This is a genomic window from Paraburkholderia fungorum (genome assembly GCF_046027215.1).
Classification (GTDB): domain Bacteria; phylum Pseudomonadota; class Gammaproteobacteria; order Burkholderiales; family Burkholderiaceae; genus Paraburkholderia; species Paraburkholderia fungorum_D.
Window position 1 is genome coordinate 1,214,404 of record NZ_JAQQEN010000002.1, and the last position, 15,682, is coordinate 1,230,085.

Annotated in this window: 15 protein-coding genes and 1 pseudogene; 6 read left to right on the top strand and 10 right to left on the bottom strand. The window is 60.4% G+C overall.

Annotated features, from left to right (window positions below):
• The first annotated feature begins 17 nt into the window (after window positions 1–17).
• The 4 genes from PQR27_RS26060 (at window position 18) to PQR27_RS26075 (ending at window position 7,477) form a co-directional block, all read left to right on the top strand.
• Window positions 18–1,535, top strand: a complete 1,518-nt coding sequence (locus PQR27_RS26060; protein ID WP_408526495.1) for a DUF1254 domain-containing protein — start codon at window positions 18–20, stop codon at window positions 1,533–1,535.
• Window positions 1,536–1,793: 258 nt separating this feature from the next.
• On the top strand, window positions 1,794–4,358 hold the full coding sequence (locus PQR27_RS26065; RefSeq protein ID WP_408526496.1) for a hypothetical protein: 2,565 nt from the start codon (window positions 1,794–1,796) through the stop codon (window positions 4,356–4,358).
• Window positions 4,359–4,643: 285 nt separating this feature from the next.
• Window positions 4,644–6,311: a SulP family inorganic anion transporter gene (sulP, locus tag PQR27_RS26070; protein ID WP_408526497.1), complete on the top strand. Its 1,668-nt coding sequence runs from the start codon at window positions 4,644–4,646 to the stop codon at window positions 6,309–6,311.
• Between the two features lie 311 nt (window positions 6,312–6,622).
• Window positions 6,623–7,477 carry an alpha/beta hydrolase gene (locus PQR27_RS26075; protein ID WP_408526498.1) on the top strand — a complete coding sequence of 285 codons (855 nt, stop codon included), beginning with the start codon at window positions 6,623–6,625 and terminating at the stop codon, window positions 7,475–7,477.
• Window positions 7,478–7,587: 110 nt separating this feature from the next.
• Here the strand turns inward: PQR27_RS26075 and PQR27_RS26080 are convergent, their stop codons facing one another.
• The 6 genes from PQR27_RS26080 to PQR27_RS26105 form a co-directional block, all read right to left on the bottom strand.
• Complete coding sequence (locus PQR27_RS26080; RefSeq protein WP_408526499.1) at window positions 7,588–7,971, bottom strand: hypothetical protein; 384 nt, start codon at window positions 7,969–7,971, stop codon at window positions 7,588–7,590.
• Entirely contained in the window at window positions 7,934–8,272 is a 339-nt protein-coding gene (locus tag PQR27_RS26085) for a hypothetical protein (RefSeq protein WP_408526500.1), read from the bottom strand. Before PQR27_RS26085 ends, PQR27_RS26080 begins: the two co-directional genes overlap by 38 nt.
• 202 nt (window positions 8,273–8,474) lie before the next feature.
• Window positions 8,475–8,732, bottom strand: a complete 258-nt coding sequence (locus PQR27_RS26090) for a DUF1349 domain-containing protein (protein WP_408526501.1) — start codon at window positions 8,730–8,732, stop codon at window positions 8,475–8,477.
• Window positions 8,733–8,758: 26 nt separating this feature from the next.
• Window positions 8,759–9,910, bottom strand: coding sequence for a patatin-like phospholipase family protein (locus PQR27_RS26095; protein ID WP_408526502.1), 1,152 nt, complete (start codon window positions 9,908–9,910; stop codon window positions 8,759–8,761).
• A gap of 13 nt (window positions 9,911–9,923) precedes the next feature.
• On the bottom strand, window positions 9,924–10,313 hold the full coding sequence (locus PQR27_RS26100; RefSeq protein WP_408526503.1) for a PGDYG domain-containing protein: 390 nt from the start codon (window positions 10,311–10,313) through the stop codon (window positions 9,924–9,926).
• A 143-nt stretch (window positions 10,314–10,456) separates the two neighbouring features.
• The gene (locus tag PQR27_RS26105; protein WP_408526504.1) at window positions 10,457–10,633 is read right to left on the bottom strand and encodes a hypothetical protein; all 177 of its coding nucleotides are present in this window, start codon (window positions 10,631–10,633) and stop codon (window positions 10,457–10,459) included.
• Window positions 10,634–10,974: 341 nt separating this feature from the next.
• Between PQR27_RS26105 and PQR27_RS26110 the strand changes: the two are divergent.
• Together PQR27_RS26110 and PQR27_RS26115 are read left to right on the top strand one after the other, a co-directional pair.
• Window positions 10,975–11,342: pseudogene (locus PQR27_RS26110) on the top strand (site-specific integrase); the annotation flags it as partial.
• A 76-nt stretch (window positions 11,343–11,418) separates the two neighbouring features.
• Window positions 11,419–12,009 carry a MarR family winged helix-turn-helix transcriptional regulator gene (locus PQR27_RS26115; RefSeq protein ID WP_408526505.1) on the top strand — a complete coding sequence of 197 codons (591 nt, stop codon included), beginning with the start codon at window positions 11,419–11,421 and terminating at the stop codon, window positions 12,007–12,009.
• Window positions 12,010–12,045: 36 nt separating this feature from the next.
• Here the strand turns inward: PQR27_RS26115 and PQR27_RS26120 are convergent, their stop codons facing one another.
• From PQR27_RS26120 to PQR27_RS26135, 4 genes are all read right to left on the bottom strand, one after another.
• The gene (locus PQR27_RS26120; RefSeq protein WP_408526506.1) at window positions 12,046–12,909 is read right to left on the bottom strand and encodes a fumarylacetoacetate hydrolase family protein; all 864 of its coding nucleotides are present in this window, start codon (window positions 12,907–12,909) and stop codon (window positions 12,046–12,048) included.
• Between the two features lie 21 nt (window positions 12,910–12,930).
• A complete protein-coding gene (locus tag PQR27_RS26125; protein ID WP_408528304.1) occupies window positions 12,931–14,187 on the bottom strand; it encodes an MFS transporter in 1,257 nt (418 codons plus the stop codon).
• Window positions 14,188–14,265: 78 nt separating this feature from the next.
• On the bottom strand, window positions 14,266–14,763 hold the full coding sequence (locus PQR27_RS26130; RefSeq protein WP_408526507.1) for a flavin reductase family protein: 498 nt from the start codon (window positions 14,761–14,763) through the stop codon (window positions 14,266–14,268).
• The gene (locus PQR27_RS26135; protein ID WP_408526508.1) at window positions 14,760–15,674 is read right to left on the bottom strand and encodes a VOC family protein; all 915 of its coding nucleotides are present in this window, start codon (window positions 15,672–15,674) and stop codon (window positions 14,760–14,762) included. The genes PQR27_RS26130 and PQR27_RS26135 overlap by 4 nt, the downstream gene beginning before the upstream one ends.
• Window positions 15,675–15,682: the final 8 nt, after the last annotated feature.

Genomic DNA, 15,682 nt, shown 5'->3' on the forward strand with positions numbered 1-15,682 from the left:
TACACGTAGAGATGACCATGCCATTTGTGCAAAAGATCCGGGCCGCAGCGCTCGCCGCAGTAGTGGTCTTTACCACCGCTCACGCGCAGACCGCGCCGAACATGAAAATGACGACGCCTATCCCGCCGTCTATCACCACAGCGGACTCCCTGCAAACGCGCTTCGGCGATCTGAAGTTCCGCGACGGGTTTCCGGATGACGCTACTGTCCAGAAGGTTTATGACAACCTCGACTACGTACGGGGCGTTGAAGCTTTCCTCAATACCATGACGGGTGCGTCAGCGGAGGCACTACGCCTGGGCTTCGCAAGCCAGGGCGCAGATAACAACCAGACTGTGCTCATCATGGAAAACCTGATGGACTCGAAGTCGCGGTTCCTGACACCGAATACCGAGAGCATCTACAACCTGATGTGGGTGGACACGAAGGACGGCCCGGTGGTGATCGAAACTCCACCGGACGTGCTCGGCGCGATCGACGATCACTGGTTCCACTATGTGGCCGATTTCGGCAGGGCCGGCCCGGACCGAGGCAAGGGAGGCAAGTTCCTGTTGCTGCCTCCTGGCTACACGGGCGAAGTGCCCGAGGGCTACATCGTGCTGCGCTCAGGCACCTACGGCAACCTTGTCTTCTGGCGAGGCTTCCTTGACGGGAGCGGTACCCGGACCGCAGTAGAAAACACAAAACAATTCACGAAGGTGTACCGGTTGGCCGACGCCGCGAATCCGCCGAAGATGAAATTTATCAACGTTTCCGGAAAAGCCTTCAACACCATTTATCCCAACGACTTCCATCTATACGAGGAAGTGAACAATATTGTGCAGTACGAGCCGAACGAGGCGTACAGCGCTGAAATTCTCGGACAGCTTGCGGCGATCGGCATCGAAAAAGGCAAGCCGTTCGCACCCGATCAGCGGATGAAGAAAATCCTGACCGAAGCAGCGGCCGTGGGCAACGCGACCGCGCGGACCATTGCTTTCAAGTCCCGCCAGGAAGGGACCTACTACTATCCGAACAGCGCCTGGTTCACATGCTTCGTCGGGGGGAATTATCAGTTCCTCTCCCAGCCCGGCGTGCGCGATCTCGATGCACGGATCCACTTTATCTACTACGCGATCGGTATCACGCCCGCGATGGCGCTGAAGAAGGTCGGCCTCGGATCGCAATACGCCGCGGCCACCACGGACTCGCAGGGCAAGCCGCTTGATGGCAGCAAGACCTACAAGGTTCACCTGCCGCCCCATGTCCCGGCAAAGGACTTCTGGTCGTTCGTTGCTTACGACAACCAGACCCGCTCGCTGCTGCAAACCGACCAGCAGTTCCCCAGCATCAGTAGCCAGAAGAAGGACATCGTGATCAACGCCGATACATCCGTGGATATCTGGTTCGGCCCCACCGCGCCGAAAGGCCATGAGGCAAACTGGGTGCAGACCGTTCCGGACAAGGGCTGGAATGTCATCCTGCGTCTCTACGGTCCGCTGGAGTCATGGTTTGACAAGACGTGGAAGCCGGGGGAGTTCGAGTTGATTGGTTGAGTGCCCGCGCCACTTTCGCTCCGGGAAACGCTTGACAGGCCGATGCCAGAGAATTTCCCTTGCCGATGACCAGGCAAGGCAATGGGACCAAGGTCCAATTGCATGCTTGCTGTCATGAATCTAAGCTTTTCCAGGTCTGCGTCACTGACGGCCATGGCTACCCCGCCGTCAGGACCAGGCCGTGCCGGCAGCTTCGTTTCCCGTTCCTGGCTCCTGGCGCCCTGCGGAAATATCATTGAGGCGGGCCAGGAGCGAAACATGTCAGCATCAAGAATGCCCGTCCGAGCATCGGCCCTGGCGTTGACGTTGGCTTTGTCGGCCATTCAGCCGGTCCGCGCCGCAACTCAGGACCCCGGCTGGCCGCGTGAACTTGACAGGGACGGCGCGACGCTCACCTACTACCAACCACAGATTGACGACTGGAAAGACTTCAAGGTCCTGACCGGTCGAATGGCGGTTACCGTTGTTCCCCGCGGAGGTAAGCCGCAAGTGGGCGTCATCACATTGCAAACACGTACGGACGTGGATATCGACAGCCGCAACGTACTTTTAAGCAGCCCGCAGATAATCAGCACGTCGTTTCCCGGCGCAGATCCGGCAACGAGCCAGAAACTCGATCAGCTGGTGAGAAAATTTATCAATCCGCAGGCGTCGCTGACCTTATCCGTCGACCGTCTTGTTGCAAGTGTGGAGAAAAAAAACGCTCCGCCGGTAGCCGCCGTCAAGAACGACCCGCCAGCGATCTTCGCGAGTTTCGGGCCTGCGGTCCTGTTGTTCGTCGACGGCGAACCGGTGCTCGCGCCGATTCAGAATTCAGACCTTTCGTTCGTGGTCAACGCAAACTGGCCGCTATTCGTCGACAACGCGACCCACCAGTACTACCTGTTCACCGGGCAGACATGGGTGACGTCGACCGACCTGAAAAGCGGATGGGCGGAAACGAAAACGCTTCCCGCCAAGATGGCGAAGATTCCTGCTGATCCCACCTGGGCAGACCTGAAGCCCTACATCCCAGCGCCCCAAGGGCACAAGGCCAAAGCACCGGGCGTGTTCTTCAGCAATACGCCGGCTGAACTGATTGTCTTCAACGGACAACCGGTCTATGCAACGATTCCCGGCACCCAGCTGGTCTTCGCGAAGAATACCGATAGCGACGTGTTCGTCTTTTCGCCGAACAAGACCTTCTACTTCCTGACTGCCGGCCGCTGGTTTTCCGCCCCCGGACCCAGCGGGCCGTGGACGTTTGCGACGAATCAATTGCCGCCCGATTTCTCGAAGATTCCGCGCGACAGCCCGGCCGCCCGGGTCCTGAGTTCCGTGCCCGGGACGCCGGAAGCAGCCGACGCTGTCCTGCTCGCGCAGATCCCGACGACAGTCGAGGTCAACCCGACCGCTGCCGCGGCCGCCGTCAAGGTTTCGTACAGCGGCGACCCCCAATTCAAGCCAATTGAAGGCACTCCGCTGGCGTACGCAACCAACACGCCGGACAAAGTGATCAAGGCGGACAATCGTTACTACGTGTGTTCCCAAGGTGTCTGGTTCGATTCTTCGTCACCCGGGGGACCCTGGCAAACCACCACCTCTGTGCCTCAGGTCATTTATACGATTCCGCCTAGCTCACCCGTCTATAACGTGACCTACGTCACACAGCAGGTGACCCCGACAGGTACCGTGCAGGCAAGCTACACGGCGGGATATCTCGGCATGTTCATCGCTGGCGTAGCAGTCGGGGCAATCCTCGCCGACGGCAACGGCTACTACTATCCGCCGTACGTTGGCGTGGGCCGCGGACTCTATCCGGCTTACTATCCGCGTCCGATGCCCTACGGCTATCGCACTTACAACCCCTACACAGGAGCGAGCGGTGTGCGGGGGGTGGCTTACGGGCCGAGCGGTAGCGCTCAGTGGGGAGCCTCTTACAATCCCTATACAGGCACCTATGCACGCGGCGCGACGGCCTCTGGGCGCTATGGCAGCGGCGGTGTCGCGCAGGCCTACAACCCCTACACGGGAGCCTATGCCGCGACGCGCCAGGGATCGAACGCCTACGGCAGTTGGGGAAGTTCCGTTGTCACGAAGGGCAATCAATGGGCGGCGACGCAGCATAGAACGACAGCCAACGGCTCAGTTGGTACGTATCAGAATTCAGCTGGAGGCAAGGCAATTGCCGGCCAGAACGCCAACGGCCGCGCGGCGGCGGGCAAAACCGCGGGCGGCGACATGTACGCCGGGCGCGACGGGAACGTCTACAGAAACACCGATGGCAGTTGGCAGAAATACGATAATGGCTCGTGGTCTTCGGTGAATAAGCCCACGCCTCAGAGCACGCAGCCGAGAGCACAGAGCGCTCAGCAACAACGTGCGGCGGGCTCCCAGACTGCCAACTCCGCCACCGCCCAGCAAAGGGCACAGAGCGCTCAGCAGCAGCGCTCCACAGCTGCCCAGACCACCAACTCCGCTACCGCCCAGCAAAGAGCACAGAGCGCCCAGCAGCAGCGGCCCACAGGTGCCCAGACCGCCAACTCCGCCACTGTTCAGCAAAGGACACAGAGCGCTCAACAGCAGCGTCCAACGCAACCGGCTGTGACCAGGCCGGGCGGCGGAAATCCCCAAAATCTGGCGGCTGGCTCCAGCCGGCCCAGCGCACAAGGATCCTTTGGGGACTTGAACCAGGACATGCAGAACCGGCAGCGTGGTGCAGCCCAGAGCCGACGCGTTGCTCAGACCGACCGAGGCGGCGGTGGTGGCATGGGAGGCGGTGGTGGCATGGGCGGCGGTGGTGGCATGGGCGGCGGTGGTGGCATGGGAGGCTTTCGCCGATAGCTGTGCTCACTTCGTGCCTTATACAGGCAATGGGACTAAAGTCACATGGTGGTAGTCCGCAATTTATGTCAGGCTGCAAGTGAGAGCGTCGATGTCGAGCCGTGCAGGACAGTAGGTCCGGCCATGTCTTTACGTGCCACGCAGATCGGCTTCCGGCCTTCTCGCCCCTTCTATGGCGCGATGCCACGCGTCGCGGCCACGTCGAGAGTTGAATAGACTTTGAGCAAGGTACCGACCCGCATCCGATCCCGCGCACTGGAACGTATTGCACGTATCGCTCCAGGTTTGGCCGCCCTCCTCCAATACCGTACACGGGATCTTAGCCATGATTTCGTCGCGGGCCTGTGTGTTGCGGCAGTTGCATTGCCTGTCGGCGTTGCGTATGCGCAGCTCGCGGGCTTCAACCCGGCCATTGGTCTGTATTCGAGCATCCTGCCGCTGGTCGCCTATGCGCTCTTCGGCACATCCCGCCAGTTGATCGTCGGCCCCGACGCTGCGACTTGTGCATTGATCGTCGCTGCCATTTCGCCACTGGCAGCGCTCGGTTCTGCAGCGTATCTGTCCATGTCATTGACGCTCGCCCTTGTCGCAGGCCTGCTGTGCGTCGGCGCCAGTTTCCTGCGGCTTGGCGTGTGTGCGGATTTTCTGTCGCGTCCCATACTGGCCGGCTTCATGAATGGGGTAGCGCTGTCGATTGTGCTCGGTCAGATGGGCAAACTACTCGGTTTCAAGGTGGTGTCGAGCGGCATCATTACACGCCTGGTGGAGGTCGCGGGGAGATTCAGAGAGACCCACATCCCAACGCTTGCGGTCGGTCTGGCTTCGTTTGTGGTGCTGCTGGTTTCACCGAAGCTATTGCCCCGCGTGCCTGCCGCACTGATAGCGCTGGCTCTTTCTGCACTCGCAACAAAGGGCTTTGGGCTCGACGCCCAAGGTGTGCAAACTATCGGCCCGGTGCCCGCCGGCCTGCCCGCGTTGTCTCTCCCGCACATCACAATCGAATCGCTCAACACGCTGTTTGCCGACGCAGCCGGCATCGCATTAATCGCGTTTTGCAGCGGCATCCTGACAGCGCGCAGCTTTGCCGCAAAGAACGGCTACGACATCGACGACGACCGCGAACTGGCGGCGTTCGGCGTCGCGAACATCGCTTCGGCGCTATCGCAAGGCTTTGCGGTAAGTGGTGCCTCCTCCCGCACTGCCATGAACGACACCGCCGGCGGCCGCACCCAGGTTGCCGGGCTATTTGCAGCCGCGACGGTCGCTGTTGTATTGGTGTTTCTCACGGGACCGCTTCAATACGTACCCATCCCTGCCCTGGGTGCTGTGCTGGTGATGGCCGCGATATCGCTGGTTGATGTTGCAACGATCGCGACGCTATGGCGGGAAGCGAAAGGCGAGCTTGTCATTTCGATCGTCGCGACCCTTGGAGTCGTTACGTTGGGCTCGATGCAAGGTATCCTGCTCGCCGTGGTCCTGGCGCTAGTGCGCTTTATCCGGATCGTTGCACGGCCCTCATGCGAAGTGCTCGGCGAAGTGGAGGGAATGCCAGGCTTTCACAGTGTCGACCGGCATCCAACGGCCAGATTCATCCCTGGCTTATGTCTGTTCCGATTCAACTCTCCCATCGTTTTCTTCAACGCGCGCTATTTCAAGCGGGCAGCGTTACAGCTAGTCGATACTCCCGGCCTCGCGCCGCGCTGGTTCGTGCTGGACGCATTGACGGTTACGTCCGTCGACGTCACCGGCCGCCAGACGCTGACTGAACTTCAACGCGAACTCGCAGCGCGCGGCGTCACGATGGTCGTGGCCGGCCGCTATACACAAACCCTTGAGTGGCTGAGAAGTCGCGGTCTGGAAGACGCGGGGCTGCCGTGGCCGCATTTTCCGACGCTGCGCGAAGCGATCCGTGCGTTTCGCCGCGAGTCGGACCGTCAGGCTTCGCCTTCCTGATATCGAAAAAAGATCAGCCCCTAGGGCCTCTCCTTATATTGCTCAGGCAGGTCGCGGCCGTAGCATCGACACTTTGTCGTTGACGCTAACCCCTGGAGACTGCCTGCATGAAAGAGCCATCGAGCGAGTTGCCCTACTCCGTTGTAAGCCGTAGACGATTGATGCTGGCGGGCCTCAGTTGCGCGCTGACGCCGCTAGCTGCCTGCGTCGCCGACAAACAGCCTGCGTCTGCTAATGCTGCTAATGCTGCTAATGCTGCTAATGCTGCTAATGCTGCTAATGCCGCTAATAGTCCCATTGTCTGGTCCGGCATGACTCAGGCCGAACTCGATAAAGCCTATAACCAGAGTGCTTACGCCCCGAATGAAAGCCAGTTGATAGCTCGATATCGCGATCGTAGCAACGACGCGCTGACGCGGCTGGGACGCCCGCAACGCGCGTCTTACGGCACGACGCCGATTGAAGGCATGGATATCTACCGGACCCGTGCGAAGAACGCGCCGGTTCACGTTTTCATTCACGGGGGCGCATGGCGCGTCACCGATGCGCGCGACTACGCGTTTCTCGCCGAGGTATTCGTCGGCGCGGGCATCAATTTTGTGGTGCTCGATTTCGCATGGGTGCAAGACCTGAACGGGGATCTCGCGGCCATGGCGCAGCAAGTGCAGAACGGCATTGCGTGGATCGTCAGGAACGCTGGGACATTCGGCGCCAATAATCGCGAGATTTATCTATCCGGGCATTCGTCCGGATCGCATCTGCTGGCCGTCGCGCTGACGCAAGACTGGCAGGCAAAATACGGTATCGATAGCCGCGTCTTCAAACACGCGCTGCTGATTAGCGGTCTCTACGACCTGCACCCGGTGCGGCTTTCGGCTCGCGGCAAGTACGTCCACCTGACCGACGCGACCGAAGCGCAGCTGAGTCCGGCACGCCACATTGACAGCCTGGTGTGCCCACTCACCATCGGCTATGCGTCGCTTGACACCCCGGAGTTCCAGCGCCAGTCGCGCGATTTTTCCGCTGCGCTCAATGCGGCCGGCAAGCGAACGCCTGTCGTTCAGGCGACCCTTTATAACCACTATGAAGAGCTTGAAACGCTGGGCAATCCATACGGGATTTTCGGGCGCACGGCACTGGGGGAGATTGCTCAGCGCAAGGGTTGAAGGAGCGCTGGCGGCCGGAACGGAATTGCATGAAAGCACGTACAGCAAGTTTCGTTTCCGGCGTGGCGGTGTCCTTCCTGGCTTCGCAGGTGTCGTTGGGGCAACGTACATCACGGCCCACCTCTGCGCCAGCTCACTACAGTCAGGCGGTCGAGCGCCGCGTAATAGCGCGCCTGCGAAGCCGCCGCATCGTCGTTCTGATTCGCGTCCAACATGCCAAACAGATTCTCTGCGACAACTGAGCCGATCGCGTGGATAGCATCGTGTCGCGTGAGTCCCCCTTTCCTCAGGCGATCCATCGCCCGGACCACAGGCTCAAGGTCCAGGGCAATCTGATTTTCGACGATCGCGTGTAGCGCGGCGTGTGTCTTGACGTTGGGAAGCTTGATCCGGGCGACGCGATGCCAGGTTTCAATGACATGAATCCGCTCCTGTTCGTCGAGTTCAAGCCATGATTCAGGCTGGGGCACCCGCTCCGGGTTGTACGCTTCCATGGCTGGCGCATCGACCCCGCGCGACGATGCTGGCGGACAGTCGCGCAGCAGGCCACAGCCCGGCCGTTTCGCGCTGACGTAAGTGCTCTTCACGCTGCGCCGCCCTGGCCTGGTCCAGAACGGCCAGACTAATCCATTTCACCACGTTGCGAAACGACCGCGCATTGACGTCGATCGATTCGATCACCGCATGTTGACCACTGGCTTCGGCGACCACGCGCACGACGCGATCGCGATACCACATTGGCGCGCCCATCGGCGGGCAGACGGCTCCCTTCCTTTTCCCCAATGCCGGGTTCATCGATCACGCCGACTTCTCTGTCGCTGTGCCCTTGCGCACCGGACGGGGTCGCTTGTGGGTACGCCCCGCAACCGGTTCGCCCTTGCGACGCGTACCGCGCGTGGGTGCTGGCTCGCGCACATGCAAGAGCCAGCGGGCATGCACGGGAAATTAGCGACTACATCGGACGAGGCGAACGGGCGATCGAAGTGGCTGATCGCGTTCACCGCGCGTTTGGCCGCCATCGGGCGATCGATGACACGATGGTTGAGGGTTTGATAGCCCCAAAGCGGTCGAATTCGCCAATCTTGGCGCGCTGCGGAGAACAACTCCCGACTGTGAGTATCGACGAAATCGCGAGCACCTCATCGGACAGTTCCACTCCGGCCTTGAGCCAGTTTTCGGCATCCGAACGCAGGAAAATACCCGCCTGATCATACTGTGCATGGAAGCATCCATAGACGTGCTCCTGAGGAGTCAAGTCACCAGGCACTCATGCGGCACCGGTTACGGCGTACCGTTTGCGTCGCTACCTACGACGTCACCGAACCCGGCACTGGGCGGAAAGTCCGCGAAGTGCTCGGGTTTGACCTTCGACCGGCCGATTGCATCACCGATCTCGGAGCAGGCTGCCATGGCGTGAACGTCGTCAAGCCGGAACGCGTTATGCGCCAGATGCCCACATCCGATCGCCTCTAACCCTTCCGGCGTCAGCAGCGCGTTGTAACGCATGTAGGAGAAGAGCGGCGTGCCACCGATTGGCGTATGGTCTCGAAGGTCGCCGATCTCGCTGTCGATCTCGTCGCCGGCGAGCACGCGTGCGAAGCCGCGACATTGCACATCGACCTCGGTCGTGCCAGCAAACATCAGTGACTGCATCGCGGCAAGAACGGTGGCAGCCACTTGGGTGTCGGCGACCGTCTGCCTCGTGATTTCCTTTGGCAACAGGCCAGTACCAACCGACACCAACAACATCCGATCGGCGCCGGTGGGCCATTCCAGTCGATAGCACGGCAGTGTGGCCATCTGGAACAACTTGAACGCAGGATTGTTCAATGACGATATCGCGCCGTCGTAGAACAGGTGAACCTGCGAACCGATGCGAATGCGCTCTGGGTCAAAAAAATAGGGGGCAGCGGTGCTCGCTCGTACCAATTGCCAAAGCGGAAGATTCAAATTGCTGTCGGCTCCGTGCCGCATGTCGCTGTATTTGGCGTAAGGATTGCTACTGATCGGCCATGGCGAATTGGTGCGCGCATTGAGCATGACCAGCATGAGCAAGGTTCTAAGTCTGGTTGATCCTAGCGTCGTGTCAGCGCCGAAGATCTTCTGCAGATAATCGCGCAAAGCCGAGGCATCGTAGCGCGCGAAAAGCAAACGCTTGATGAAATTGGTGGTCGGCGAAAACATCGCACTGGCATCGTGGACGAATAGCGAGTCGAGCTGCTGTACGCTCATGCCTAGCGCGAGACCCGCGGCGAGAATCGCACCTGCGCTCGTGCCCGCGATGTAATCGAAATACTCAGCGAGCACGAGGCCAGGACGACCGCTTCGTTCGCGCAACAGAGCTTCAATACGCGCGAGGATACGCACGGCAAGCAAACCGCGAACCCCACCGCCGTCGATCGCGAGCAATTTTCGTTGTTTCAACGTATCCATATGCGCATGATCGTCAGGGAATTAGCTCATAGGTCTGCTGGAAAATATTGTTGGCCACGACCCATCGTTCGCCGCTGCCAGACGTAATGATCCAGTCGCCCGGGTTGGCGTGCAGTGTTCCTTGCCCGCCGCCGAGATCGATTTCCGTCGCGATCGGAGTTTGTCGGGCGTCCACCGTTTCAACTCTTTTCAGATAGTTACCGTTCTCGCCCATTCGCGTCGGTGCGACGGGCTCATAGGATGCCTCGAAACGATCGCGGCCGATGGGCCAGCGCTCACCGGCCGGCCCAGTCGCCAACGCATCACCCTGGGTGAGCTTCACTGGGCCTTCTGTCGTTTGCATTTCGCGTGATGTCGTCGCGAACTCTACAAGTACGGGATTGGGCTTCTTAATGGCTTTCATGACAGGCTCGACTAATCAGCTTCCGAGCAGCACCTCGAATCGATTGAACTCGATTCGGCCTACTGCGCTGCCTCTCATCGCGTTGCCTCGCCGCGACGATTTCGGCGGCTTAAGCCCGCTCACCATCACGCGCGGCCGAGGCGTTACCAATCAACCGCCCGGTGTCGCGATCCTGCTCGATGCAGATCGCGCAGCGCAGCGTTGAGCTTCTCAATCGGTTCGCCTTCCATGGAGCCGGAATGATCGAGCACGAGCACGCAAGCACATCGCTGCTGCAGGTTGTCGCCGGGGCTAAACGGTGCATTGAATTCATCAACCATTCTATTGGCTCCTGACGGGGCTTTTATATGTCAGAAACTAATCATCGATTGTTCAGAGCAGTATCGCTGCTGGATGCACTGTACAACATTTTTAGCGTGGTTCGAATCCCTAATCAATGCTGGGCGATCGGGACCAGACGTAGAAAAATGGCCCCATTTAGTACTTTTCCGCCTCCCCGATCTGGGCAGGTGTTACATCGGGGAAAATTGGCAGTGCGCGAACGCAAGGTCATAGCCGATCGCTCTAACGCGGAACATGCAATTGTTTGAACTGCCGGCCATAAATCCCGCAGACGTGCGCATACGCCACCTGCGGTGGGTGGGTGCGGATTCAGCCGGCGCGCGCACAGGATTTATCAGCCTTCCCCTTACTCGGCGAGGACACGCCGCTGATGCTGCCAGTCGGCACGGTGCGCAAGCCCTTGACTCGTGCGGCGCCCCACAAGGTCGTCAAGGAAGTTCTCTCAGGCGCAGCGAACAGCTTACGTCCTGGCGGCGATACGAATAAAGAGCGGGCTGGTGGCCTTGAGCAGGCCTCGGTCCACTGGCTTCGGCATAGCGCGGGTTCTCACATGGCCGATCAGCAGGTCGATCTAAAATTGGTCGCGACAATCTCGGCCACGCCTCCCTCACGACGACGCGCCAGTACCCCCACATAGATGATTGGCGTCACCGCGAAACAGAGGCACCTATATGGCATTGCCTCTAAATTAAGCGCGACAGCCCCTGCAAAACAGTAGCTTAAGCTATCATTCAGGTTCAAACCCAACCGACGAATGCGATTCATGACCACTTCCGATTCCATCACACGTCAGCCGCGCGCCCGAGAACGGGGCACGCAGCCGTTGCCCAAGGAACGTCCCGATCACGACCTCGACAATTCGGTCGGATATCTGCTCAATCTCGCGGCGAGCATCATCGCGGCACGTTTCAGCGACGACCTCAAGTCCTACGACATCAACCTTCAGGGTTGGCGCGTACTAGCGGCACTTCGCCACGAAGACCATCAGACATTGTCCGATCTCGCAAGTCGTACTGGGTCGGAACTATCCTATCTTTCACGCGCTGTGGGTGCCCTCGAGACAAAGGGCTATATCTGCCGCAGCGAGTCCGCCACCGATCGCCGGACGATCCGTCTGTCCCTGAGCTCCGAGGGAGCTGGCATCGTCAGCGAACTCGCACCACGCGCCTGGCAAATCGAACGCGCGGCTGTAAAGGGCGTATCGGCCCGCGAACTGGAAATCACGCTCAATACCCTCCGAGCGGTCTACTCCAACCTTGTCGACAACTACGAAGACGCGCCCGCAGTCAATCGCAAGCTCGCCGTCGCGCGTCGTGTACGCCGACGTGAAGCGGGCGGCAAAGCGCCCGGGTAATACTGGACGCGCGCCGGCAAGCGCTGCCCGCCTGCCTCACACCGGCTCGGCAATGACGCGATTTGTGATTGAACCGATTCCTTCTATTTCGGCGCGCATCACATCACCAGCTCTCAGGTACACAGAGGGACTCATCGCGACGCCCACGCCCGACGGTGTGCCTGTCGCCAGCAGATCGCCGGGTTCGAGCGTAAAGGCGGTGGACAGGTGAGCGATCTGGTCGTAGATATCGTGAATCATTGCGCCGGTCACATCGTCCTGACGCAGTTCGCCGTTCACCCACAGCCGCAAACGCAAGGCGTGTGGGTCACCAAGTTCGTCAGGGGTGACGATCCATGGGCCGGTGGGTCCACAGGTGTCGAATGACTTGCCAATCGTCATCGTCTGCGTGGCGAGCTGCCAGTCGCGCACCGACACGTCGTTGCACACCATAAAGCCCGCGATAACCGAACTCGCTGCTTCGCGGCTCACGTGCCGGCAGCGCTGGCCGATGACCACGCACAGTTCGACTTCGTAATCGAGCTGATCCGATACTGCGGGCAGGTGCACATCACCGAACGGACCGTTGAGGCAGGAAACCTGCTTGTTGAACCAGACCTGGGTGGGCGGGGTCTGCACTCCAACCTTGGCCGCCTCCGCCACGTGCTTCCGATAGTTCATGCCGATCGCGAGATACTTGGACGGATTCGACAGCGGAGCAAGCAGCGTGACCTCCGATAGCGCAACGGCGTGGCCGGCCCGCACGGCGCGTGCACGCGCGATTGCTTCCGGACCGGCCTCGAGCAACGCCTTCATGGTGGGCGGCAAGGTCGGATCGTTGCGTGGCAGGTCAATCACAAGATCGCCGTCCACCTTGCCGATCGAAATGTCTGCGTGGTGCTGGTAAGTAACGAGTTTCATGGATGTCAAAAAGGAAGTGAATTAGGCCAGGCTTGCACGCGGCGGATCTTCTGATGCGCCGCCATGTGCAGGAGCCTGAACGGGATACGGATAACTGCGCGGCAGACGCAGCAGCAGCCATCCGGCGCAGGTGAGTACAACCAGGAACGCTATCAGTGCGGGACGGTAGGAACCGGTGGCATCGTAGGCCGCTCCCATCACGAAAGGCCCGAGTCCGGTACCGACGGTGAACACTGCGAACAGGTAGCCGTAGATCTGTCCGAACGCGCGCAGGCCGAAATATCGACTCTGCAGATACGCGATGAGATCGACTTCCGCGCCCATGCCGAGTCCGACCAGCACCGCACCGATTGTCGTGAGCGATACGCCGGCACTGCCCAGCAGTGCGATCACACCTATGGCCGGCAGGATCACGAACGCGATCGCGACATGGGGCCCGAAAAACCGGTCGAGCAGGAAACCGCACAACAAGCGCCCTACGATCAACGACACCCCGATGCCCGAAAACACGGTTACCGCCTGGCTCGTCGGAATGCCGCGGTCAGTCAGCAACGGCACAAGGTGCACGACGGTGCCGTTGACGACGATTGGAATGCACAGGAACACTATCGCAAGCTTCCAGAAATCCGGGCTGCGCACTGCCTCCCCCGCTTCGATCCCTGGCAAGCCGGGGCCGCGCATGTGCGCCTGCGCGCTGCGAGGCGCGGCAGCTGGATCACGGATAAACAGCGCGACTGCGAGAAACGCGATGACGAACACAGTCAAGCCGATCGCGACGTACGCGCCTCGCCATCCGAGCCTGTCGAGATACAGCTGCGTGAGCCGGGGCACGAGTGCCGCGCCCAGGCCTACGCCTGTCATGGCGATGCCCATTGCGAGGCCGCGTCGCCGATCGAATGCCGCGGCAATCGCCTTGGCATAAGGCAGCGGTGCCTGCCCGCCGCTGAACAGTCCCATTACCGCGAACATGGCCAAAAACGCCGCGGGAATGGCCGGCGCCAGTGACATGGCAGCGATGGCCAGCGCAAAGAGCGCGATGGCAATCAGCGTGACCCGTCTGATTCCGCGTCTGTCGATCAGTCTGCCAGCGACGGGCGTGGCAATCGCGGCGAAGATCGACCCCAGCATGACCGCGACGGACATCACGCTGCGATTCCAGCCGAACTCGGCCATGATGGACTTCATCAGCACCGATGTCGAAAACTGCAGGACAGTGACGTTACCGACCGTCAGTCCCATGAGCGAGCCAACCACGATCCACCAGCGGCTTCTGACCATCCGTTTCACGATCATCTCCAGTTGTCTTTGTTGTCCTCGGGTATCCGCCGATCCGGCGCGGCGAATCGGGGTTCGCCGTCATGCGGTGGCAGTGTGCTCGAGGAAGCGGCCGGCATGGAACAGCAGCGGCGATTCGCTGCCGTAGGAGAAGCGCTCGACGTGGCCCAGAATCATGACGTGGTCGCCGTAAGACTCGATGCCCGACGTGCGGCACTCGAAGCAGGCCAGCACGTCGCCGAGCACCGGCACGTCGCCGAGACCGGTCTGCACGCGTTCGCTGAACGGCGCGAACTTGTCTTCCGCGAACCTCGCGAAGTGGGTCGCGAGGTCCTGCTGATCGGCGGCCAGGACGTGCACGGCGAAATATCCCGATTCCCTGAACACCGGCAGGCTCGGCGACCTGTCATTCAGATACCACGCCACCAGCGGCGGATCGAGCGAAACTGAGCAGAACGAATTGACAGTCAGTGCAGCCTGCCGCCCGTCCTCAGTACGCGTCGTGACAATACAGACGCCGGTCGCAAAACGTCCCATTGCGTTGCGGAGTTCGCGACCATCGATAGAAATTGCGCTCATGATTTTTGTCCAGTCAAAGCGGGCTTGGCGTTCGCGCCAGCACCCGTGAAACAGCGCGGATCGCGCACGGAACTCCAGTAATCCAGATTGCCGGGAGACGGCTCCATGCGCCGTGGCTCACGAGGATGTGCTTCAGTAAATGTTTCCATCCCGAAGCTGTACTCCATCGTCAATCCATCGGGGTCAAGGAAATACAGAAAGACGCTGTCGGAAGCGGGATGCCGGCCAGGGCCAAACACCACGTCGGAGTTGGCAGCCTTCAGGCGCGTGAGCGCCTTACCGATATCGTCAATTTCCGTCACCATGTAATTGACGTGGTGCAGACAGTGACGCTCGAACTGCGCAATACCAATTCCGTGGTGATAGGGGTTCGGCCAAACACGCATGAAGGTAACGAATTCGCCGATCGAGTCCGACTCCCGGAAATTCAGTATGTCGCGCCAGAATTCAATGGCGCGCGCCGCGTCCGGAGTGTTGAAGACGACATGCCCGATCCGCTGGATGCGCGCAACCGACGGCCGGAATGGACGCTCCGCGTCTGGCAACGGCACGTAAAACTCTACCGTTGCACCGATCAACGGTTCGAATACTCGTACAGCCCGCAGCTGCGCCCGTTCCCGACAGATCTTCAGCGCCGTTTCCTGCACGTCGAGACCGGCGCGTGTAAGCCGTCCGATCAGCGGCTTGAACTGCGCCACATCCTCCAGCATGAAACCGGCGCACCGAAGCCCCGCTTCCGGCGCCTCATGCAGCACCACGTTATGGTGATCGTGATCGCAGCGCAGCCGGATCTCGCCGTCGGGCCCCGTATCAACGTATTGGAGTCCCACCACGTCTTCATAGAAGCGGCGCGCGCTCTCCAGATGCGTCACGTTGAGTTCGACGCGCCCCAGTTTCCGATATCGGACCATCACATCCT